Source organism: Anoxybacillus sp. CHMUD, from assembly GCF_013096965.1.
GTDB lineage: Bacteria > Bacillota > Bacilli > Bacillales > Anoxybacillaceae > Anoxybacillus > Anoxybacillus kestanbolensis_A.
In genome coordinates, this window is the sequence record NZ_SDLG01000003.1 from 92836 (window position 1) to 113791 (window position 20956).

General features: G+C 43.7%; 20 protein-coding genes. 10 read left to right on the forward strand and 10 right to left on the reverse strand.

Annotation, left to right across the window (positions count from 1 at the left end; translation table 11 throughout):
- Position 1: 1 nt before the first annotated feature.
- A complete protein-coding gene (gene asnB, locus ETB99_RS02890; protein WP_171699917.1) occupies positions 2–1852 on the reverse strand; it encodes an asparagine synthase (glutamine-hydrolyzing) in 1851 nt (616 codons plus the stop codon).
- A gap of 124 nt (positions 1853–1976) precedes the next feature.
- Here asnB and ETB99_RS02895 point away from each other — a divergent pair, with 124 nt between their 5' ends.
- On the forward strand, positions 1977–2498 hold the full coding sequence (locus ETB99_RS02895; protein ID WP_128999838.1) for a DUF2777 family protein: 522 nt from the start codon (positions 1977–1979) through the stop codon (positions 2496–2498).
- Here ETB99_RS02895 and ETB99_RS02900 read toward each other — a convergent pair.
- The gene (locus ETB99_RS02900) at positions 2492–4435 is read right to left on the reverse strand and encodes a putative bifunctional diguanylate cyclase/phosphodiesterase (protein ID WP_171699865.1); all 1944 of its coding nucleotides are present in this window, start codon (positions 4433–4435) and stop codon (positions 2492–2494) included. The two genes, ETB99_RS02895 and ETB99_RS02900, sit on opposite strands and share 7 nt — an antisense overlap.
- A gap of 108 nt (positions 4436–4543) precedes the next feature.
- Positions 4544–4900 carry a YisL family protein gene (locus ETB99_RS02905; protein WP_006318991.1) on the reverse strand — a complete coding sequence of 119 codons (357 nt, stop codon included), beginning with the start codon at positions 4898–4900 and terminating at the stop codon, positions 4544–4546.
- 96 nt (positions 4901–4996) lie between these two features.
- On the opposite strand from ETB99_RS02905, the gene ETB99_RS02910 reads away from it, so the two are divergent.
- The gene (locus ETB99_RS02910; RefSeq protein WP_171699866.1) at positions 4997–6238 is read left to right on the forward strand and encodes an ornithine--oxo-acid transaminase; all 1242 of its coding nucleotides are present in this window, start codon (positions 4997–4999) and stop codon (positions 6236–6238) included.
- A gap of 20 nt (positions 6239–6258) precedes the next feature.
- Here ETB99_RS02910 and ETB99_RS02915 read toward each other — a convergent pair whose 3' ends face one another.
- A complete protein-coding gene (locus tag ETB99_RS02915; RefSeq protein ID WP_077427708.1) occupies positions 6259–7122 on the reverse strand; it encodes a fumarylacetoacetate hydrolase family protein in 864 nt (287 codons plus the stop codon).
- A 186-nt stretch (positions 7123–7308) separates the two neighbouring features.
- Here ETB99_RS02915 and ETB99_RS02920 point away from each other — a divergent pair, with 186 nt between their 5' ends.
- Positions 7309–7488, forward strand: coding sequence for an aspartyl-phosphate phosphatase Spo0E family protein (locus ETB99_RS02920; RefSeq protein WP_035046237.1), 180 nt, complete (start codon positions 7309–7311; stop codon positions 7486–7488).
- Positions 7489–7493: 5 nt separating this feature from the next.
- On the opposite strand, the gene ETB99_RS02925 is transcribed toward ETB99_RS02920, so the two are convergent.
- Together ETB99_RS02925 and ETB99_RS02930 are read right to left on the reverse strand one after the other, a co-directional pair.
- Positions 7494–8603, reverse strand: a complete 1110-nt coding sequence (locus tag ETB99_RS02925; protein WP_171699867.1) for a DUF418 domain-containing protein — start codon at positions 8601–8603, stop codon at positions 7494–7496.
- Positions 8604–8674: 71 nt separating this feature from the next.
- On the reverse strand, positions 8675–10267 hold the full coding sequence (locus ETB99_RS02930) for a long-chain-fatty-acid--CoA ligase (protein ID WP_171699868.1): 1593 nt from the start codon (positions 10265–10267) through the stop codon (positions 8675–8677).
- Positions 10268–10406: 139 nt separating this feature from the next.
- Between ETB99_RS02930 and ETB99_RS02935 the strand changes: the two genes are divergently transcribed.
- The 7 genes from ETB99_RS02935 to ETB99_RS02965 all read left to right on the forward strand — a co-directional run bounded on the left by ETB99_RS02935 (position 10407) and on the right by ETB99_RS02965 (position 12521).
- The gene (locus ETB99_RS02935) at positions 10407–10631 is read left to right on the forward strand and encodes a spore germination protein (protein ID WP_009361956.1); all 225 of its coding nucleotides are present in this window, start codon (positions 10407–10409) and stop codon (positions 10629–10631) included.
- Positions 10632–10634: 3 nt separating this feature from the next.
- A complete protein-coding gene (locus tag ETB99_RS02940; RefSeq protein WP_021093991.1) occupies positions 10635–10856 on the forward strand; it encodes a spore germination protein in 222 nt (73 codons plus the stop codon).
- A 12-nt stretch (positions 10857–10868) separates the two neighbouring features.
- A complete protein-coding gene (locus ETB99_RS02945; protein ID WP_077427714.1) occupies positions 10869–11081 on the forward strand; it encodes a spore germination protein GerPB in 213 nt (70 codons plus the stop codon).
- Positions 11082–11154: 73 nt separating this feature from the next.
- Positions 11155–11739 (forward strand): spore germination protein GerPC, encoded by a 585-nt coding sequence (gerPC, locus tag ETB99_RS02950; protein ID WP_171699869.1) that lies wholly within the window; start codon positions 11155–11157, stop codon positions 11737–11739.
- Positions 11736–11933 (forward strand): hypothetical protein, encoded by a 198-nt coding sequence (locus tag ETB99_RS02955; RefSeq protein WP_021093988.1) that lies wholly within the window; start codon positions 11736–11738, stop codon positions 11931–11933. The genes gerPC and ETB99_RS02955 overlap by 4 nt, the downstream gene beginning before the upstream one ends.
- Positions 11930–12325: a spore germination protein GerPE gene (locus ETB99_RS02960; RefSeq protein WP_171699870.1), complete on the forward strand. Its 396-nt coding sequence runs from the start codon at positions 11930–11932 to the stop codon at positions 12323–12325. Before ETB99_RS02955 ends, ETB99_RS02960 begins: the two co-directional genes overlap by 4 nt.
- Positions 12300–12521, forward strand: coding sequence for a spore germination protein (locus ETB99_RS02965; protein WP_077427720.1), 222 nt, complete (start codon positions 12300–12302; stop codon positions 12519–12521). Before ETB99_RS02960 ends, ETB99_RS02965 begins: the two co-directional genes overlap by 26 nt.
- Here ETB99_RS02965 and ETB99_RS02970 read toward each other — a convergent pair.
- Genes ETB99_RS02970 through addA form a run of 4 tightly spaced genes read right to left on the reverse strand, consistent with a single transcriptional unit; the run spans position 12518 to position 20956 of the window.
- Positions 12518–12796, reverse strand: a complete 279-nt coding sequence (locus tag ETB99_RS02970) for an HNH endonuclease (protein WP_171699871.1) — start codon at positions 12794–12796, stop codon at positions 12518–12520. The genes ETB99_RS02965 and ETB99_RS02970 overlap by 4 nt on opposite strands.
- A 12-nt stretch (positions 12797–12808) precedes the next feature.
- On the reverse strand, positions 12809–16168 hold the full coding sequence (locus ETB99_RS02975; RefSeq protein WP_171699872.1) for an AAA family ATPase: 3360 nt from the start codon (positions 16166–16168) through the stop codon (positions 12809–12811).
- On the reverse strand, positions 16165–17325 hold the full coding sequence (locus ETB99_RS02980) for an exonuclease SbcCD subunit D (RefSeq protein ID WP_171699873.1): 1161 nt from the start codon (positions 17323–17325) through the stop codon (positions 16165–16167). Before ETB99_RS02980 ends, ETB99_RS02975 begins: the two co-directional genes overlap by 4 nt.
- Position 17326: 1 nt before the next feature.
- A complete protein-coding gene (gene addA / locus ETB99_RS02985) occupies positions 17327–20956 on the reverse strand; it encodes a helicase-exonuclease AddAB subunit AddA (RefSeq protein WP_171699874.1) in 3630 nt (1209 codons plus the stop codon).

Consider the following 20956-nt stretch of genomic DNA (forward strand, 5'->3'; position numbering starts at 1 on the left):
CTCAGTTTTCTTTTAAATGAATGTTATAATGCTCAAACCATTCATGAAACTGAATAAAATACGCCAAAAGTTGCGGACCGGACATCAATTGCCCGAACCATGGAATGCGAAACGACTGTCCTTTCGTCTCCACTAATTCCTTTAACTTCTTTGCATCAAACAGTTCATATAAAACGGACGAGCGATTCGCTAAAATGGTCTCTAGTCGTTCCGCTACGATGTCTGTATAGCGCGGATGATGCGTTTTCGGATACGGACTTTTTTTCCGATACAATACGTCATCAGGCAACATGCCTTCTAACGCCTTACGCAAAATCCCCTTTTCGCGATTGTTATGCATTTTCATCTCCCACGGAATGTTCCATACGTACTCGACAAGGCGATGATCCGCAAACGGGACGCGCACTTCTAAACTTGCCGCCATGCTCATTCGGTCTTTTCGGTCTAAAAGCGTCGTCATAAACCAAATCATATTTAAGTAAAATAATTCGCGTCGGCGCGCTTCTTCTTTGCTTTCTCCGTCCGCGTGAGGAACTTCACGAAGCGTTTCTTTATAACGCATATCGGCATACTCATGAAGCGGCAGTTTTTCACGCCACGTTTCATTTAACAGATCGAATCGTTCATGCAATGAACGCATCCACGGAAATCCGTCTCGCTCAAAATCTTCTTTTCTATGGAACCATGGATAGCCTCCAAAAATTTCGTCGGCACACTCTCCAGATAGACTCACAACAAACTGTTGCTTAATTTGGCGACAAAACCAAAGAAGCGATGAATCAATATCCGCCATGCCCGGCAAATCGCGCGCAATGACTGCTTCTTTCAATTCATCAGCTAATTGTTGTTGCGAAATGACACACGTATGATGAACGGTTTGAAACGCATCAGACATTTGTTTAATCCAAGGACCATCGCTATTCGGCTGAAAGGCGTTCGCAGTAAAATATTGTTCATTTTCTTCGTAATCAATGGAATACGTATGAAGCGGTCCTTTTCCTTCTCGTTCAAACGCCTGCGCCGCAATCGCCGTAATGGCGCTTGAATCGACCCCACCCGATAAAAACGTACACACAGGGACGTCTGAAACGAGTTGGCGCGTAATCGCATCTGTCAGCAATGTCCGAAGATGTTCAACCGTCTCATGAAACGAATGAACGTGCGGTGCGCTCGTTACATTCCAATACCGCCACTGTCGCACACCATCTTTTGCGACAATCATCGCATGTGCCGGACGTAGCTCATGAATCGTCCGAAACACGCCATGTCCTGGTGTACGCGACGGTCCAAGCGCTAAAATTTCGCACAAGCTTTCGCGGTCAACTTCTGCTCGGACGTTCGGATGTGATAAAATCGCTTTGATTTCCGATGCAAATAAAAACTCTCCTTGTTCATGGCGGTAAAAAAGCGGCTTGACACCTAATCGGTCGCGCGCTAAAAATAAATGGCGTCGCTCATCATCCCAAACAGCAAATGCAAAAATGCCGTTGAAATGATCGACACATTGTTCCCGCCATTCCATATATGCTGTAAGCAACACTTCCGTATCCGAATGCCCTTGAAACGTATATCCTTTTTTCAATAGCTCTTTCCGAATATCTTCCGTATTGTAAAGCTCCCCATTATAACAAACCGTATAGCGATAGCCGTTTTTCATTCGCGTCATCGGCTGTTTACCGCCTGTTGGATCGACGACGACAAGCCGTTTATGGCCAAAGGCGACATGGTCATCAAGCCACACATTCGTATCATCCGGCCCTCGAAAAGAGAGCGTATTGGCCATCTTAAGCACCGTTTCTTTCTCTTTTTGTAAATGACGCTCAAAATGAACCCATCCGGTAATTCCGCACACGTCAATCATTCCCTTCTGTTGTGAACAAGTATGAAGCATGCTTTTATTTTATGCATCGTTTATATAAATGATGAGTTGTCTATAATGGCGTACGAAGGGAATTGACACAAAAGGAGTGAAATAAATGGATCGCCTTGCATCATTGCGCGCACAAAAACGAGCTTACATATACGGCGTTGTTGAACAAGTAAATGGGGAATGGGTGTTTTTTGACGAAGAGGATGAAGCGCATGAACTAACAAGTTTACCGGAGGAAGTCGAGCTTTTCCGTTTCGGTCAATGGATAAAAGGGTGGCTTGGAGAAGATGGGGACGTGTATATGACCGAACGGTACGCATTAAAAAACGGTGACCGTCTCCGCTACATGAAACCGTTGTCGCACGCATACGAACAATGGCTTTCTCAGCTACCCGATCACGCGTTTTTTCATTTTATTCACTTAGTTAACGAGTGGCATTTTTCCGTATATGACTGTTTGTATTGTTATAACTATATGTTATTTGCTGAAAAAGGGGTTAATTTTTTAATATTTGATAACTCGGTTGACATGTGTAGTGTTCACCATTATTTTGACGAAAAACAACATCGCTTTGAACTGACGTTACAAACAGGGAAAAAAGTGATCGGTGTCCAACTCGATTATTGAATGACCACGTTCCCTTGTAACACTTGTTGTTCAAATTGTTCCGCAGAAAGCGGCTTAAAAATGGCATACCCTTGCGCATAATGACATTTTAATCGCTTTAACAATTTCATTTGTTCAGCCGTTTCTACCCCTTCGGCGACAACTTTTAAACGTAATCCATGTCCCATCGTAATAATCGATTTGACGATCGCAATGTCCGAACGATCTTTATGAAGTTGGTAAATGAACGAACGGTCAATTTTTAACGTGTTAATCGGTAAATCTTTTAAATAACTAAGCGAGGAATATCCTGTACCGAAATCGTCAATCGATACGTGTACACCTAGTTGTTGCAGCTGTTTCATCACCTGAATGCTGTAATACATATTGCGCAGCATCGAGCTTTCCGTTAATTCTAAATGTAAACAATGCGCAGGAAGTTGCGACTGTTTAAGTGCTCGTTGCACATCTTCAAAAAACGTTGGATGTTGAAATTGCGATGCAGAGACGTTGACCGAAACCATTAATGAATGGAAACCAAGATCGTGCCATTTTTTCGTTTGCATGCACGCTTCTGTTAATACCCAACGACCGAGATCGTGAATGAAACCAATTTCTTCGGCAAGCGGAATAAATTCGAGCGGGGAAACGAAACCGATTTTCGGATGCTTCCAACGCAGCAGCGCTTCACTTCCAACAATTTTTCCCGTCACTAAATCAAGCAACGGCTGATAAACGAGAAAACATTCATTTTTTTCGAGCGCTTTTCGTAAATAACGTTCAAGCTCAACGCGATACATCACTTGTTCGTTCATCTTTGTTGCGTACAGCATCACGCTGTTGCCACCTTTTTGTTTCGCGCGATTCACCGCCGTATCTGCATTTTTTAAGAGCGACTGGGCATCTACACCGTCCGCAGGATAAAAACTCACACCGACGCTTGCCGTTAAAAAAAACTCTTTTTCTTCATATACAATCGGAAGCGCGATATGTTGAAGCAATTTTTTCGTCCACTCAATAACTGTCTGAGCATCTGTTTGCTTCGTCAGCAACAAGCTAAACTTATCCCCCCCGAAACGACCGAAATGCGCACCGGCTGGCAATATTTTTTTTATTCGCTCCGCCATTTGTTTTAATATGTCATCCCCGCCGTAATGACCGATCGTATCATTTACGATTTTAAACCGATCCATATCGATAAATAATACCGCAAGTGTCCCCCTTGTTCCTTTCGCCTCGTTAATAGCTTGCTTTACGATGTTCGTAAATTTTAACCGGTTCGGTAGCCCCGTATCGACATCGTGATAGGCGATATATTTTATATGTTCTTCCGCCCGCTTTTGTTCCGTAATGTCCCTTCCGATACCGTAAACCCCCACCTTTTTTCCATCAACGATAATCGGGACGTTTTTAATTTGGAATAAACGCACCTCTCCCGTCTTCGAAGGAATTTCTAAATTGTACTGTTGCACTTTTCCTTTTAACGTACGATAAAAATAGCGACGCACACGAGGAATATCTTCTTCTTTAATGTAATCAAGCGAGTTCGTATGCAAAATTTCGTCTGCCTTATACCCAAACACTTGCTCAAATGCAGGATTGACGCTCGTAAAATTGCCTTCTAAATCGGTGGAATATACAATGTCTGGATTATGTTCAAATAAAGAGCGGTAATATTGTTCAGATATTTTCATTTTTTGACGCATCTCGTCTAAGTCCGCGCGACATTCATCAGAAACGAGGGCACAAATGACTGCTTGTTCCGATGCATCCCCAATCATCGGAAGCAGTTGTGCTTGAGGCAAATGATGTTGTACGTATCGGTCGACTTGCATGCGAAACGAAGGGGAAAGCGAAGAAATGAAAATCGTTAGTTGGTCATACTCATATAAACGATAGTCGCTTACCCACCGTTCCCAATCCGCAAACGTGTTGCAAACTGTTTGAAATAATTTCATCCCCTTTTTCCCACTCTTTCTTTCTCTTTTTTAGAATTATCAATCAATTTATATTATAACATATTTCTATATGATGGAAAAAGAAAAAAGTTGGCACATATGCCAACTTTACGAAAAGAATGAAAAACCGAACGGCAATTTAAAGCCAAGATATAACACAACAACGAATGCGACAATGAACTGAAGCCAAAGAACGTTCGTATTTTTTCCTTTTGCTGTTCGAACGAGAATCATTTCCATCGTTCCGATGACCCATAAACCGACAATCACTTTGACGATATACAAAAATGGAAATGCGGACATGCTATGTAAAATCCACGCACCTGTCGCAATGATTAAAATGTAAAATAAGCGCAACAACATGTGCAACATTTTCGTTTTTTCATGTCCTTTCGCTTGAAGCGCAATCGCCACGACAAATAAAATAAGCGCAACGACCCACGTTGTAATATGTGCATGTGTCATAACTATGCTCCTTTCTTCACTTCATATATGCTTATAATAGCACGTCCGTACGTGAATTGAAAAAGAAAACGCTCTCCTTTTCTATTTACTTTCTATATGCACTTCAAGTATGTTATATATGTGACGATCGAAATAGGAGGGATTGACGTGAAAACAACACAAATCATCGAACTAACAGAAAAATACGGTGCAAATAACTATCATCCACTTCCAGTCGTCTTATCAAAAGGCGAAGGTGTATGGGTAGAAGATCCAGAAGGGAATCGTTATATGGATATGTTAAGCGCTTACTCAGCGGTCAACCAAGGACATCGCCATCCGCGCATCGTGCAAGCGCTTATTGAACAAGCAAATAAAATTACATTAACATCGCGCGCATTTCATAACGACCAGCTCGGTCCATGGTATGAAAAAGTGGCAAAATTAACGAACAAAGAGATGGTTTTACCGATGAACACAGGAGCGGAAGCGGTCGAAACAGCCGTCAAAGCTGCGCGCCGTTGGGCGTATGACGTCAAAGGCGTTCCTGCCGACCAAGCGGAAATTATCGTTTGTGAAGACAATTTCCACGGACGGACGATGACAGCTGTATCGATGTCATCGAACCCAGAATATAAACGCGGATTCGGTCCGATGCTTCCTGGCATTAAAGTCATTCCATTCGGTGATGTCGAAGCGCTCAAACAAGCCATTACACTAAATACAGCAGCGTTTATTTTCGAACCAATTCAAGGGGAAGCAGGCATTAACATCCCACCAGAAGGATTTTTAAAAGCGGCATACGACGTATGTAAACAACATAACGTGCTATACATCGCCGATGAAATTCAATCAGGGCTTGGCCGCTCAGGTAAAATGTTTGCGTGCGATTGGGAAGAAGTCGAACCAGACATGTACATTCTCGGTAAAGCGCTCGGTGGTGGTGTATTCCCAATTTCATGCGTAGCTGCAAATCGCGATATTCTTGGTGTATTCAACCCAGGCTCGCACGGATCGACATTCGGTGGTAACCCGCTTGCTTGCGCCGTTTCGATCGCTGCGCTTGATGTAATCGTTGAAGAAAAATTGCCAGAGCGTTCATTTGAACTCGGTCAATATTTCCAAGAAAAATTGCGCGAAATCAACCATCCAGACATTAAAGAAGTGCGCGGCAGAGGGTTGTTTATCGGCGTCGAATTACACGTCCCTGCTCGTCCATATTGTGAAAAGCTACAAAAAGAAGGGCTATTATGTAAAGAAACACATGATACAGTCATCCGTTTCGCTCCGCCACTCGTCATTACAAAAGAAGAGCTCGACTGGGCGATTGAAAAAGTGAAAAAAGTATTTGAACAATAAAAGCTGGGGCATCCCAGCTTTTATTTCACGACATTTCGCAACGTTCCAATTTGTTCAATTGTAATTTCAATGACATCCCCCGACTGTAAAAAGCGTGGCGGATTCATGCCTTTTCCGACTCCTGCTGGCGTTCCTGTCGCAATCACATCTCCCGGCTCTAACGTCATTCCTTTCGACAACGTCGCAATGATCGTTGGAATGTCGAAAATAAATTGCGCTGTCGTGGCCGATTGTCTCACTTCGCCATTTACTTTCGTTTCAATATGTAAAGCATGCGGCTCGGTCATTGCTGAACGATGAACGATCCACGGTCCCATTGGACATGACGTATCTAAGCTTTTGCCAAGCAAATATTGTTTATGTCTCTCTTGTAAATCGCGGGCCGTCACATCGTTTATAATCGTATAACCGAACACGTAATTAAGCGCTTGATCTTTCGGAATCGCCTTTCCTTTTTTTCCGATGATAATCGCAAGTTCCCCTTCATAATCTAGCTGGTCGGTTACATCCGCATGGCGTAAAATCGGTGCTTCATGTCCGATGACCGTCGTTGGCGCTTTCGAAAATACAATCATATTTTCGCGATCCGCTACGCTTCCCATTTCTTGTGCGTGATCGGCATAATTTTTTCCGATGCAAAAAATATTTTTTGTCGGCCGCGGAATCGGCGCAAGCAACTGCACATCATCGAGGGCGTACATCCATTCCAATTGCACGTTTCTAAGCACACGTTGCACTTTTTCAATAAACGATTCACCAAGTTCGAGACATTCGATCATCGTATTCGGTATCGTTTCATCCGCTTTCGATAAATGAACGACTTTTTGCTCGTGAACAACCCCGACAAACACGTCCGATCCGGCGTGCGCTGTAACAAATTTCATCTCCTCATCCCCTTTTTCGTATGATCGAACATTACCATTTTCTCTTTTTCACATGTAAACTCCTTTGTAAAAAAATTATTTTTCAGCACATTATCCTATTTCCTTTTTCTTCAGAATATGTATAATAGTTTATACGTACAGTTGTTTACAGACTGTTGACGAAAATGAAAAATGTTGGTGAACATTATGTCTCTTTCCCTTATCGAAAAGAAAAGACGACAATTAATTGAATTGGCGCAAATGTACGGTTTTTCGGCGAAAGAAACGATCCAATGCAGTCAAGAGCTCGATGAATTGTTAAATAAACATTTGAAAGAAGCCGTGCTTTTCCATAAAGAAAAAGAGGACAAGCCATGTACGACATGATGCATTCATGTCGTTTTCTTTTTTCCATACGTCATCCATCGCCATACGCGCTCCAGCGGCCCGATGCGATGTCTTTTCAGCCACCAATGACTCCAACATATTTGCATAGCATATACACCGAGCGCCACAGCGAGCGCTTGTTTTGGCGTTACTTTCCCATATAATCCGAAGCCGTAAGAATAAAAAATCGTTGTACAAATAATTGATTGCATCAAATAGTTTGTGAACGCCATTTTGCCAACAGGGGCTAAAAAACGAATCACTTTCGCTGATACAAACAAGAAGGCGGTCAAATAAAATAAAGCGAGGGCAGGCCCGCCAATCATATCTTGGGCATACGTTGTGACGATATTTTTTTCAATATACGGCAACAATTTAAAAATAATACCAACAATAAGCGCGCCGATGCACCATTTTTGTATGGTGGAACGATGCTGATTAACATCATGAAACCACTTCTCTTTTGCAATATATGCACCAAATAAAAAAAATGGTAAAATCGTTAAAACAAAAATGAATGCTTGTGTCAATGAGTTGACGTACAACCAATCATATGCTCGCTGCATAAAAATTTGTTCCCATGTGCCTTGTTGATAATTTGCGATCGCCTGCCTTGCCAGCTCTGGCTCTGAAAAATCGACATCGCCACTTACTTTCCACATCAGCCACATGAGTATCGTTGAACCGCCACCCCAGCCCATCCAAAGCGAAAGCGCCCAGTTACGTAATGTGTTTGCGCTCGCTTGAAAAAACGGAAAAAGAAACAAACCAACTATCGCATACCCGATTAAAATATCGCCATGCCAAATAAAAAACGCATGAATCATACCAAATAACAACAACGCAAGCAATCGACGTAAAAAAGTCGCTCGAAACCGCTCGCCCCCTTTTTCAAACATCACCCATGCTCCCCAGCCGAACAATAACGAAAAAAGCGGATAAAAGCTCGCTTGCGCAAATATATCTACAAATGCGAGCAGAAAACGATCAACCCCATCTTTCGCAAATACCGACGCATCAACATATAACATTGGAAGCGAAAAATCAAGAACGTTTACAAGCAAAATACCGAATAATGCCAAACCACGCACCGCATCTATTGTTGCAATACGCATATTCTCCCTCCTTTTCCATTTCAGCGTAAAGAAAAAAGAGCCGTCTGTCAATCGACAACGGCTCTTCCTTATTAATTCACATATCTTCCCGCCTTCCCAAGCGATTGCCAATATTCGTTGCGCAAATGTACTTTTTGTATTTTTCCTGATGCGGTTTTTGGCAATTCTTGAACGAATGTCACCCCGGTAATCGCTTTAAAATGTGCAAGTTTTTCACGTGAAAAAGCGATGAGTTCTTGTTCGGTCACTTCTTTTCCTGGACGGACGACGACAAACGCATGCGGCGTTTCACCCCATTTTTCATGCGGAACGGCGATGACAGCTGCTTCAAGCACAGCTGGGTGCTCGTACAACACCCCTTCCACTTCAATTGATGAAATGTTTTCCCCACCGCTAATAATAATATCTTTTTTCCGATCAACAATGTCAATGTTTCCGTATGCGTCAATCGTCGCCATGTCTCCTGTATGCAGCCAACCGTTGCGAATCGTCTCCATTGTCGCTTCTGGATTTTTCCAATATCCTGCCATCACCCCGTTGCTGCGCACAATGACTTCCCCGATCGTTTTCCCGTCGCGCGGCACTTGTTCGCCATGCTCATTGACGACTTTTACTTCACAGCCAATCATCGCATAGCCTGCTTTTGCTTTCATTCGATATTGATCGCTAAGTGGTAAATGGTCGAGATGCGCACGAATCGTCGACACCGTACTTAATGGCGATGATTCCGTCATGCCGTATACTTGAATAAACTCCCAACCTAATTCTTTCTCCACACGCGTCACAAACGCTGGTGGCGGCGCAGATCCTGCAATAACGACACGCACATCATGCTCAATTGTCGGTACATGTTGCTCATAATATTGCAAAAGCGCATTTAACACCGTCGGCGCCATATGCATAACGGTTACTTTATATTGATTGACGTACTCAAAAATGACTTCAGGAGTCGCTTTCCGCAAGCAAACGTGCGTCGCTCCGTTCGCTGTGTAATAAAACGGCGCCCCCCAGCCGTTTACGTGAAACATCGGCAAAATGTGCAAATATACATCGCGGTCTGACACGCGCAAATGGTGCATTGTACTTAACGCATGCAAGTAGTTGTTGCGATGTGTGAGCATGACCCCTTTTGGATTTCCTGTCGTTCCGCTCGTATATAGCAAACTACATACGTCGTTTTCATCGATGTCTGGACGTTCAAACGGTGACGACGAATATTGCGCAAGCCATGCATCGTAAGCGATTTCATAAATGTCGTCCGTTTTGCCGTGCACGATGATATGCTCAATCGTTTGCAATTGCTCTTTTACTGGCGCGATTAAGTGGTACAGTTCATAATCAACAAACAATACTTTACTCTCGCTATGATTTAAAATAAATACGTAATCATCTGGCTTTAGGCGAATATTCAGCGGTACCATCACAGCTCCTGTTTGAAACACACCATAAAATCCTTCAAGCATTTCTAATGTGTTTGGTGCTAAATATGCGACACGGTCGCCCTTTTTTATTCCTAAATCGCTCAACCCACGCGATAACTGATTCACGCGCTCGCTTAGTTCGCGATATGTAAGCGACTTCCCTTCGCTAATCACGCCAACTTTATCGCCATAAAGCGATACGGCACGGTCTAAAAAATGCGTTAATACTAATGGCACATTCATCCCCAATCCCCCACTTTTATATCTAAAAATTATCATTTTTCAGAAATATTATAACATATCTTTCTTTTTGTGGAGCACATTTCTTTTCTTGTTTTCATATAATTGGGTAAGGAAAAGAATGAGAGAAAGGACGATGGCCATGCCTTCCTATATTGCAGGTCCAATAAAAATTACGAACGTCAGCAGCGATGCGACCGTCAATTTCGGCGATACGTTGCAAATCGCCCCAAAAAGTTCATCGAAATCGCTTGCAGGTGCTGGTGGCGGAAATACAGGAGACTTTTTACAAACGAATACATTCATTAGCTTTACAAATACAATCGACCCCGACATCGCCGATGGCAACGTAAAAAGCAAGGGATAGCCAATGCCTGCCATTGTTGGAGCAGTTCAAATTAACAGCATTGGAAGCGGCGGCGTATTTCACATTGGCGATGTATTTGCCATCTCTCCGTATAGCGTCGCTAAAACATTTGCTGGGGCGGGTTCATTTAATACGGGAGACGGGTTGCATATTTACAACCAATATAGCAACACAAATACAAACGACCCTGATATTGCTGACAGCAATATCGCTGGAAACGCCTAGCGAGGTGAAAAGATGAACTTTTACATTCAACAAACGATTTCGATTCATCAATTAAAAATCGGTTCGCTCACAAACTCATCCGTTCTTCAAATTGGAACAACTGGAAAAGTACAACCACTCGCCACATTAAGCAATACCGGTCAATTTACACAACCAGCACCAGAAGCGAAAATCAATATTCAAGGAGAAAAAGGACCGTTCGTTCCACTCCAATCCCCTGTATAAAACTGTGCTACTTCTTTCTGCTCGGCCATACATTAGAAAATAAAAGGGGGCGGCAAAGAAGGGGGCATCATACATGTGGCACGATTATTTTAAACAACTTGAAGCTTATTTAAAATGGCAACAACAAAAAATGCAATCGCTTGAACAAGCAGTAAACGCTTTACAACAGCAATATGAACAATTAAAAAAAAAGCCGCATACAACGATCGAAAAAATTGAATATCATTTTGATCAATTAAAAGTGGAAACGTTAGAAGGAACGTTAAATATCGGTTTAAATCCTGCCACGTTTGGAGAAGATACGATCGAAAATTTTGCGGTTCCAAAAAGCCAAACAATCATTCCGCAACCAACACCTATTTTCCGCAACATTCAAACGACTGTCCATTCATATTTACAAGAAGAAGGAGAAAACATCATCGCCCGCATCGAACAAACATATGGACGTTCACTCGATCCGGCATACCGCGAATTTATACTGCAAGATATTGCGCGGCAAATCGATGATCGCATTCATTTTTATTTGCGCCAATACGGGGAACATGAACAAGCAAACGATGCATTACAACAAACGATCGTTTCTTATTTAAAGAGAGATATTGAACATTCGATTGACACGTTTTTAAAACATTTACCACGAGAGGAGACGAACGAATGAATATGACAGTTGTGAATCATCATCTATCCGTCGGTCATATTGCCATCGGAGGCGTAGCGAGCGCTTCGCTCGTATTAGTTGGTGATAGCGAAACGATTCAATTAGCTTCCGCATTTGATACACCACCTGAATCGTTAATTATCGGTCCGTTTCCGCCAAAACAAAACAATAAAAAAAATGAGGAAAAGCGATGAGCCGCCTTTCCGTCGTTCACTTGCTTCGCGCCAACGCTGTTTCCTTTAGCTCCGTCGTACAAATTGGGGATAGCCAAGAAATTCATCTGTCAGCGCGAGTACTTGCTGTTCAGCGACAGCTCGAATATGTGGATAATAGGGAATTCCCACTTACTTTTCCGATTTTTGCAAAAACGATTCCCGCTCCACCAATCGATGCTGAACTGCTTTGTCGCCATACATTGCACGATTGTCCGCTCATCGCTGTTCATTCTATGCGCATTATCGGGATTTCTTCTACATCTGTCGTGCATATCGGTTCAACAAAAACAGTAGAGGCAAATTCACGTGTCAAACATATTCGTCAACTAGAAGGGGGGAAGCCGTATGCCCGCTCTCGTCGGTCCGATTAAAATTAATCTCGTCGCTAGCGGCGCCGTCATGCAAGTGGGGGACACGTTATATGTGTCACCGAAAATCAGTTCGAAAACATTTGCTGGCGCAGGCGCGTTTAATACGGGAAACTTTATTATTACTAACAACGGCATTAGCTTCACAAACACGCTTGATTCCGACGTATTTGATCAAAACGTTGTCAGCAATGCTTAACGCTTTTGCCGCTTTGCTTTTTTTATTTTCGGTATCCGCCCAGCTGGTTGTTTGCGAATCCAGCGAACAAATGACGCAATTTGTTCATCATGTTGTAGCTGTTCCATTGTGTATAGTCGACTGGCTAGCTCCTCGTTTGTATATAGGGCGTGAATTTGTTTATGGCACGGGATGCATAACTTTGCTGTTTCTGTGCCACCGTACTCTTTTGTGGTTAAATGGTGAACAGTTAATACAACACCTTCTCTTCCGCAAAGTTCGCACATCCCTTTCATTGCAAATCTCCTTTACATCACTTCAAGATAAACGGTCGTTCCTTTTCCAGACGGTTCTGCTGGCTTCACAATAAGTCGTTTCGGCATACGTGCGTGCAACTCTTGCACGTGGCTAATGACGCCAATCGCCATATTGTCTGCCCGCAATCGCTCCAATGCGCTCATCACGACATCCAGTAGCTCCTGGTCAAGCGTACCGAACCCTTCATCTAAAAAGAAAAATTGAAGCGGATATTCTCCGCGCAACTGAATTTGCGCCGATAACGCTAACGCTAACGATAAAGATGTTAAAAACGTCTCTCCGCCAGACAGCGTCGTCACCGGACGACGTACACCACCGTTTGCGTCATCACGAATAACAAAACCGCCTTCGGAGTCTAATTCAATCGCATAGCGCTGTCTCGTTAATTCGCCAAGTCGTTCGGAAGCATAGCGCGTCACATGAACGAGCTGTTCCTCGGCAATAAATTCAACAAAACTGTTGCCGCGCAAAACTTTTTGCAATTCTTCATACTGACCAACGACCTTCTCTAGTTGCATTCGCTCTTGTTGCAATTGTACAAAGCGCACATGTTTCGTTTCCAAATCGGCGACGATTGCTTCGAGCGAACCGAGTTGACGCATATGTTCGTCTACTTGTTGCTTCACTTGTTCGTATGCGTACATCGTCTCTTCCCATTGCTGTTTCGTCATAACCGCCCCATTCATCGCTTCATGTAATCGTTGCCATTCATTTTGCAACTTCGTGAGCACATCGTTATATTGTTGAATGCGTTGAGCGATTTGTTGTTTCGTTTGTTCATCTAAACGAGAAACGCGTACGTCATCGACCGCTGTAAAAGAGCTAGTCTGCAATTGTTCAGCCAAAGCATATTCTGCTTCTTTTTTTCTTTTTTCTGCTTCTTGTAAAGCGACATCTGCTGCTTGTTTATCGGCTTGTAACGTTTGCAATTGTTGTTGTAAGTTCATCCAGCGCGCATACGCTTCTTCTTCTTCCCGTTTCATACGTTGTAGCGATTGTTCCATAAAAACGATCTGTTGTTGCACACGCTCCTCGTCTATCTCTTCGGGTAGCGTTCGTTTATATTGTTCGTATTGCTGCTTGTGCATATTCCATTCGGTCATACATTGTGCTTTTTGTTTCGTCATGTCTTGATATGTTTCTTTCCATCGCTCCAATTCAGCTCGTTTATCATCTAGCACAATGACGCTTTTTTCAATACGCTGTTGTAGCTGTTGAGCTTCGCGTTCCCGTTCGCGAAGATCAGAAAGCATCGCATCTACTTGTTCGAACGATACATCTGGATACGCCTCATGCCACATCTTTTTTTCTTCTTCAACTCGTGCACGTTTTTCTAAACATTTTTCTTCCCATTCACGAATTTGTTGACCGATCGTTTCCATTTGGTATGCATATTGCTGTTGTTTTTGTTTTTGTTCGTTCCATTGTTCCATGTAGTGACGCACACGTTCCCGACATTCCACGTAATCTTGATACAGCGCCTTTCGTTCGACTTCAGCCTCTTGTAACGAACAAAGCGGTGTTTCTTCAACTTCTCGTTTCACTTTTTCGACATCAACATGCTGCGGCAACGGTTGCTGCGCCATCAGTTCGGCCAATTGCTCCACTTGCACTTTGATTTGTTGCATAGCGATCATGAGCTGTTCCCCATGTTGAATGGAATGCTCCATTCGTTTCATCACTTCTTCCTCGAGCGCCATTTCTTTTCTTTTTGCTCGATTCGGATGATGCGTCGAACCACAAACAGGACAAGCCTCGCCATCACGCAAACGTTCGGCTAACGTTGCCGCTAAATCATGTAACCGCGCCGCTTCCATTTGCTTTCTTTCTTCTTTCTTTTGATAAACGAGTACCGCAACTTGCTTTTCGCGCTCACATACACGATGATACAACGATTCGACATAACGAAACGTTGCAACGAATCGCGCTTCGGTTTCTTTCATTTGTTTCATTACTTCGTCGTACGTTTGTTTCAACGTTTCGTACATTTTTTGTTTGTTTTCTTTTTCCTTTTCTAGCTCTTCAAGCTGTTGTTGCTGCAATTGAATTCGCTTTTTTATCTCGTATGCTTGCTCCAATCGCTCTTTGACATGTACGTCTACTTTTTTTTCTTCCCATTGTTTTTTCAACTCTGCTTGTTTCGCACTCCATGTCGTATATTCTTTCGTGCACATTTCAACCATTTGGAGCGCTTGTTGTTCTTTTTGCTCGATCTCTCGCAAGCTCGCGCGCAGCTTTGCTTGTTGTTGTTCAAGCGATCGCATAAGCGCCAACGTTTGCAACGCTTGTTTCAACTGCTCTTTTTTTTGCAACGCTTTCGGTTCTTCTTCGTTCTTTTTCACACGACATTGTTCATATTGTTTACTTGCTTGTTCATACATCACGCTTGTTTGTTGTAATTGGGAAGCTAGTTCACTTGCTTTTTTTTGCCAACTTACAACTTCTTGTGCACTTCGTTCGACTTGTTCCATATACGGCACAAGTCGCTCCGCCTCTTTACTTCGCTCATACGTTTGCGCAAGCTGTTTCATCTGTTCTTCTTGTTCGCGCCATTTGTTTAGTTCATGTTCGACTTTTTCTTTTTCACATTGCCATTGCCATAATTGCTTTTCTTTTTCGTATTGTTCATGGATGTGACGCAACTTGTTTTTCGCTCTCTCTAACTCCTCTTTTTTTTCTGCTAATGCTTGCTTTTGTTTCTCGACTTGTTCTTTTGACGCATCGCCAAGCCCTGCTTGTTCCCCTTTAATCGCCTCGAGCTTTGCTGACGCCTCGGCTAATTTATTTTTTAATTTTTTATTTAATTCGTCTCCATACCGTTCGAGATGAAACAACCGCTGCAACATTTGGCGGCGCTCTGACCCTTTAAGCGATAAAAATTCCGCGAATTTTCCTTGTGGTAACACAACGGCTCGTGTAAAGTCTTTCATTTCTAAACCGAGCAATTGTTTTACTTGCTCATCGACAAGCCGTGTTTTATCTGCAATGACGACTCGTTCCGCTCCTTCTTCAATTAGGCGGCTGACGACGGAGCGAATGCGCAACGCATCCGCACGCTTAAACGAGCGCTCAACGGTATATCGTTTAGCCCCACTTGCATTTTGCAACTCAAACGTAAACGAAACGAATAATTCGTTTTCTGCATGATTCATAATTCCGTTCGTTTGATTGGACGCACGCTCTACATTTCCGTATAAAGCGAGCGTCATCGCATCTAAAATCGATGACTTCCCGCTTCCTGTCGGTCCGAAAATGCCAAATAATCCACCTTCGCATAGTTTTTCAAAGTCAATCGTTTCTTTTTGACGAAAACTATGCAATCCTGCGATCGTTAAACGAATCGGCTTCATTGTTCGTCCTCCTCGGCAACGAGCTGTAAAAATAGTTGAACGATCTCTTCGGACGGTTTCCCTCCACCTGTTTGTCGTTCATAAAAACGCGTAAATAACGTTTCAATTGGCACATCGGTATGCACTTCACGAGTAACTTCTTCTTTCTTTAAGTAGTTCGGGCGAATATGAACAAATCCATCATACAATTTGCGTAGTCGATGTGTTTCTTCTAACGTTAACGATTGCTCGACATCAATTTCTAAATCAATCCACGCGCCGCGATCGCGCCCTTCCTCAATCCAACGATACACTTGCGCAAGCCCTTCTGCCCTCCATTTCACGAGTGGTCGACCTTTTGACAATAAATATTCTAAAATGATCGGTGTGCAACGTGGCTGTACATCAATGATCGTGACAGACTTGCTGTATCCTGCTTCGGAAAAACTGTAAGCAAGCGGTGAACCGGAATAGCGCGCCGGCATGACCGCATGTTTTACATCTTGCGGACGATGCAAATGACCGAGTGCGACATATTGCGCCTGCGCAGGAAAGCTTGCCGGCGACACCGTATACGCCCCACCGAGCTCAATCGGACGCTCGGAGTCGCACGTTGCCCCGCCTGCAACATATAAATGGCTCATCGCAATATTCACCGCATCCTCTCGAAACGATTCGTTCATTTTCGCAAAAATGGCTCGAATGCGTTCATCATATCGTGCGCGCAACAACGCTTCGTCGCACTCCTCCGCCAACAATTCATTCAGTCGCGCCTCTGACGGATAGGGAAGCGCTCCGACCATTAACGTCTCATCGCTTGATGGAACGTAAATTTGTTGCACACGATCGGTCGGAAAACCTAGCAACGTAATGGCGTGCATATTTGCAATCGGAGCGGCAGCGCTTAAACGTCCCGGATGATCATGGTTTCCTGCAATGACGACAACGTGACGCTTACCGTAATCGCTTAACCGCGAAAGCGCTTCATAAAAAAGCTTTTCCGCATCAGCAGGCGGATTGACTGTATCGAACGCATCTCCTGCAAGCAATACGACATCAATGTTTTCTTTTTGTACGATTTCGACCATTTCATCGATGACCGCTTCTTGCTCGAGTAAGCGGCTCCGTCCTTCAAGTGTTTTTCCTAAATGCCAATCGGCTGTATGTAAAATACGCAAATTAATTTCCCCCCATCGCTACAAGTAGCGCACCATCAAAAGCGTACACATACGTTTCTGTTACTTTCTTTCCCCAAATCGCTTCAATCGCTTCCCGATATAACGCCAATTGCCCTTTATATCGTCGCTTTAATTGTTCTTTCGGGTCGCTCATCCATGACACGCGATCGGTTTTATAGTCAATTAAAACGAGCCCATGTTCATCTTCAAACACGCAATCAATAACCCCTTGAACGACCACTGTTTCCCCTTCCATTTCGTGCGCCAAATAAAACGGTACTTCCCGTTCAAGCCGAGTCGCACGTTGCATTCGTTTACCAATCGGAGTGTGGAAAAAAGCGACGATGCTTTCTACATCAATAACCGTTGCCTGTTCTTCCGTTAACCATTCACCGTTCACCATGCGCGCGATTTGCTCCCGCACCGTATCAATCGTCACTTCTTTTGTGACATCAACATGTTGCATGACAAGGTGCATCATCGTTCCTCGCTCCGCTGGCGTCATCATTTTCGCTTGCAAAAAGCGCGGACGGTCAACAAGCTCTTTTCGAAACGGCTGTTCTGCATGATCACCGTATATGTCGCGTTGCCGCTTTAACTCCGATACGCTTTGTTTCGCTCTTAACACAGTCGCAGGAGCGTGCGTATACGTCCAAAATAGACGACGATTCACTTCTTCTTCGTATTCGCTTTTTATCGCCACAGGTTGCAGCTGTTGAATCGCCTCTACGATGTCACGATGTTCATTCGCTTGCTCGTCTTCTTGTTCGAGCGTATGCGCTGGCACGATGTGTATATCCCATAATGATGGATCATGAAGCACCGTTGAAGACGAACATATCCCTTGTTGGTGCCGAACTAATGCATAGCCAATCCAATCCGCATAGCTTTTCGCTTTTTCGATCACATAAGATGGCAATTCCCACGTTTGTATATAAGCAACTTCTTGCCATTTTTTCTTTTTCGCTTCCATATCTTTTGCGGTACAGACGATGTACAATTTTTCTTTTGCTCGCGTTAAGGCGACATATAAAATACGCATTTCTTCCGCTAGCAGTTGCCATTTCATTTTTTTCTTTATCGCCAATTGTGCAACCGTCGGGTAGCTTGCTCGCCACGCCGGGTGAACGAAGCGCATCCCTAGTCCGAAATCTTTATCTAATATATAGTCGCTGCGCAAATCTTGCATATTAAACGATTTTGCTGCACCTGCTAAAAAGACGATCGGAAACTCAAGCCCTTTACTTTTATGAATCGTCATCATGCGTACAACGTCTTCTTGTTCTGTCAACGATCGTGCAGCACCGAAATCGTCTTCTCGCTCTTTTAGCCGCTCAATAAATCGTAAAAAGCGGAAAATGCCGCGAAACGACGTTTGTTCATATTGTTTGGCCCGATCGTATAACGCGCGCAAATTTGCTTGTCGCTGTTTTCCGCCAGGCATCCCACCGACGTAATCGTAAAAATTCGTTTCTCGATACAATTGCCAAATCAAATCCGCAAGCGGTTTTTGTCTCGCCGCTGTGCGCCATTCTGATAAGGACGCAAGCCAACGTTTCATTTTTTCATGCAGTTCATCATCATGTGGCTCCTGTACAAAAGCACGCAACGCCTCATAAAAAGCTCCATCTTTCTTCGCTAAGCGAATGCGCGCCAACGCTTCTTCGTCTAAGCCGACAATCGGAGAGCGAAGTACCGCCGCAAGCGGAATGTCTTGATACGGATTGTCAATGACTTTTAAAAGCGACAACATGACCGACACTTCCGTCGCAGAAAAGTAACCGCTCGATAACTCGGCGTATACAGGGACGTTTTGCTTACGAAATTCTTCTAACATCGCTGAAGCTGATGACATCGAACGGCATAAAATAACGATGTCGCGATACATTAAACGTCGCTCTCCTTTTAAGCGACGATCGTAAACGAAAAACGGCTCAGCAAGCAACTGCTTAATTTTTTTAGCGATCCAGCGAGCTTCAAGCTGAATGGCCGTCACGTCCTCTTGTTCTTCTTCATCGCTTTCTTCTTTTGCTTCATTTATCCATACGCATTCAACCGGTACTTGTTTGTCAGGATAATCCTGCGCACCAAAGCGAAGCGCAGCATCGTCATCATAACGCATATCGCCGACCGTTTCGGTCATCAGTTGTCGAAAAATAAAATTTGTGCCGTCCAATATTTCTTTTCGGCTGCGAAAGTTTTTCGCTAAATCGATGCGAAGTCCACCGTCGCCATCTTTCGTAAACCGATTATATTTTTGTAAAAAAAGCGACGGTTCCGCAAGACGAAAACCGTAAATCGATTGTTTTACGTCTCCCACCATAAACATGTTGCCCGTTGCTTCATCATCGTTCGATACGAGCCGTAAAATCGACTCTTGCACCATATTTGTATCTTGATATTCGTCAACGAGCACTTCCGCAAATTGTGCTCGATAATAAAGAGCCGCTTCTGACGGCTTTAGCTCATGCTCGAGAGAAGGAGCGCGTAAAATGCGTAAACAGTAATGTTCTAAGTCAGAAAAATCGACGACGCCTTTTTCATCTTTTTTCGCTTGCAGCAAATCAGCAAACCGTTGCACCATTTGTACGATCGTTGCCACAATCGGCTTCATTTCACGCAAATGACGCACGTATGTCGCAGGTTGAAACGAAAACAATTCCTCTGTTAAACTACTTATTTCTTTTTTCACTTGATCGCGCAATTTTTTTACATCTTCCACAAGCTGTTCATCATATGCGCCGTCTTTCGGCTTTCTTTTTGCCGTTGCAAACGACACGTTTTTCATTGCTTCATGTAGCTTTTGCCACGACTCATGGCGCGCTTCTTTTAGCTTTGCAATGACTTGTTCGTCGCTTGCGAGCGTATCGTATAAATAAGCGGGACCGCCCGGCTCTTTCGTTTTTTGCAACGCCTGCGCTAAGCGATATTCTGCTGCTTCAAGCGCCAAATCAACCGCTTGAAAAAGGTAATGGGCATACGGTAAGTCATCGATGCGCGCACCTTCTTCCACGTCATACATATGAACGATTTGTTGCAACCATCCACTTGGGTTTGGATGCGAACGTGAAAACTCGTATAACCGCAAAATAAGCGTCTGTAAATCCGCATCTGTGCGATCGCTCGTATAGCGATCAACAACGGCTAAAAATGCTTCGTCGTTTTCGGCATAATATTGTTCAAATAACGCTTCTAACACTTCTTCTTTTAATAACGCCATCTCTCCCTCATCCGCGATGCGAAACACCGGGTCGATGCCAATGACGTAATAATATTTGCGAATGACATCTAAACAAAACGAGTGAATCGTGGAAATGGACGCCTTTTGCAAAAGGCTGAGCTGTCTCCGTAAATGAAGCGAATGTGGTTCTTTTTCAAGCGCTCTCTCTAACGCTTCCCCGATGCGTTGGCGCATTTCCGCCGCCGCCGCATTTGTAAACGTGACGACAAGCAATCGATCGACATCGATCGGCTGTGTCGTATGCAATATTTTTTGAATGATGCGTTCAACGAGCACCGCGGTTTTTCCTGATCCTGCTGCCGCGGCAACGAGCGTATGCTGGCCTGTGGCGTAAATCGCTTGCCACTGTTCATCTGTCCATTGACTTTCTCGTGGTTTTGGCGGAATCAC

Coding starts and splice junctions, on each gene's coding strand:
- ETB99_RS02895 (WP_128999838.1), top strand. CDS start 1,977: ATGGATCGCCTTGCATCATTGCGCGCACAAAAACGAGCTTACATATAC.
- ETB99_RS02900 (WP_171699865.1), bottom strand. CDS start 4,435: ATGAAATTATTTCAAACAGTTTGCAACACGTTTGCGGATTGGGAACGG.
- ETB99_RS02905 (WP_006318991.1), bottom strand. CDS start 4,900: ATGACACATGCACATATTACAACGTGGGTCGTTGCGCTTATTTTATTT.
- ETB99_RS02910 (WP_171699866.1), top strand. CDS start 4,997: ATGCACTTCAAGTATGTTATATATGTGACGATCGAAATAGGAGGGATT.
- ETB99_RS02915 (WP_077427708.1), bottom strand. CDS start 7,122: ATGAAATTTGTTACAGCGCACGCCGGATCGGACGTGTTTGTCGGGGTT.
- ETB99_RS02920 (WP_035046237.1), top strand. CDS start 7,309: ATGTCTCTTTCCCTTATCGAAAAGAAAAGACGACAATTAATTGAATTG.
- ETB99_RS02925 (WP_171699867.1), bottom strand. CDS start 8,603: ATGCGTATTGCAACAATAGATGCGGTGCGTGGTTTGGCATTATTCGGT.
- ETB99_RS02930 (WP_171699868.1), bottom strand. CDS start 10,267: ATGAATGTGCCATTAGTATTAACGCATTTTTTAGACCGTGCCGTATCG.
- ETB99_RS02935 (WP_009361956.1), top strand. CDS start 10,407: ATGCCTTCCTATATTGCAGGTCCAATAAAAATTACGAACGTCAGCAGC.
- ETB99_RS02940 (WP_021093991.1), top strand. CDS start 10,635: ATGCCTGCCATTGTTGGAGCAGTTCAAATTAACAGCATTGGAAGCGGC.
- ETB99_RS02945 (WP_077427714.1), top strand. CDS start 10,869: ATGAACTTTTACATTCAACAAACGATTTCGATTCATCAATTAAAAATC.
- gerPC (WP_171699869.1), top strand. CDS start 11,155: ATGTGGCACGATTATTTTAAACAACTTGAAGCTTATTTAAAATGGCAA.
- ETB99_RS02955 (WP_021093988.1), top strand. CDS start 11,736: ATGAATATGACAGTTGTGAATCATCATCTATCCGTCGGTCATATTGCC.
- ETB99_RS02960 (WP_171699870.1), top strand. CDS start 11,930: ATGAGCCGCCTTTCCGTCGTTCACTTGCTTCGCGCCAACGCTGTTTCC.
- ETB99_RS02965 (WP_077427720.1), top strand. CDS start 12,300: ATGCCCGCTCTCGTCGGTCCGATTAAAATTAATCTCGTCGCTAGCGGC.
- ETB99_RS02970 (WP_171699871.1), bottom strand. CDS start 12,796: ATGAAAGGGATGTGCGAACTTTGCGGAAGAGAAGGTGTTGTATTAACT.
- ETB99_RS02975 (WP_171699872.1), bottom strand. CDS start 16,168: ATGAAGCCGATTCGTTTAACGATCGCAGGATTGCATAGTTTTCGTCAA.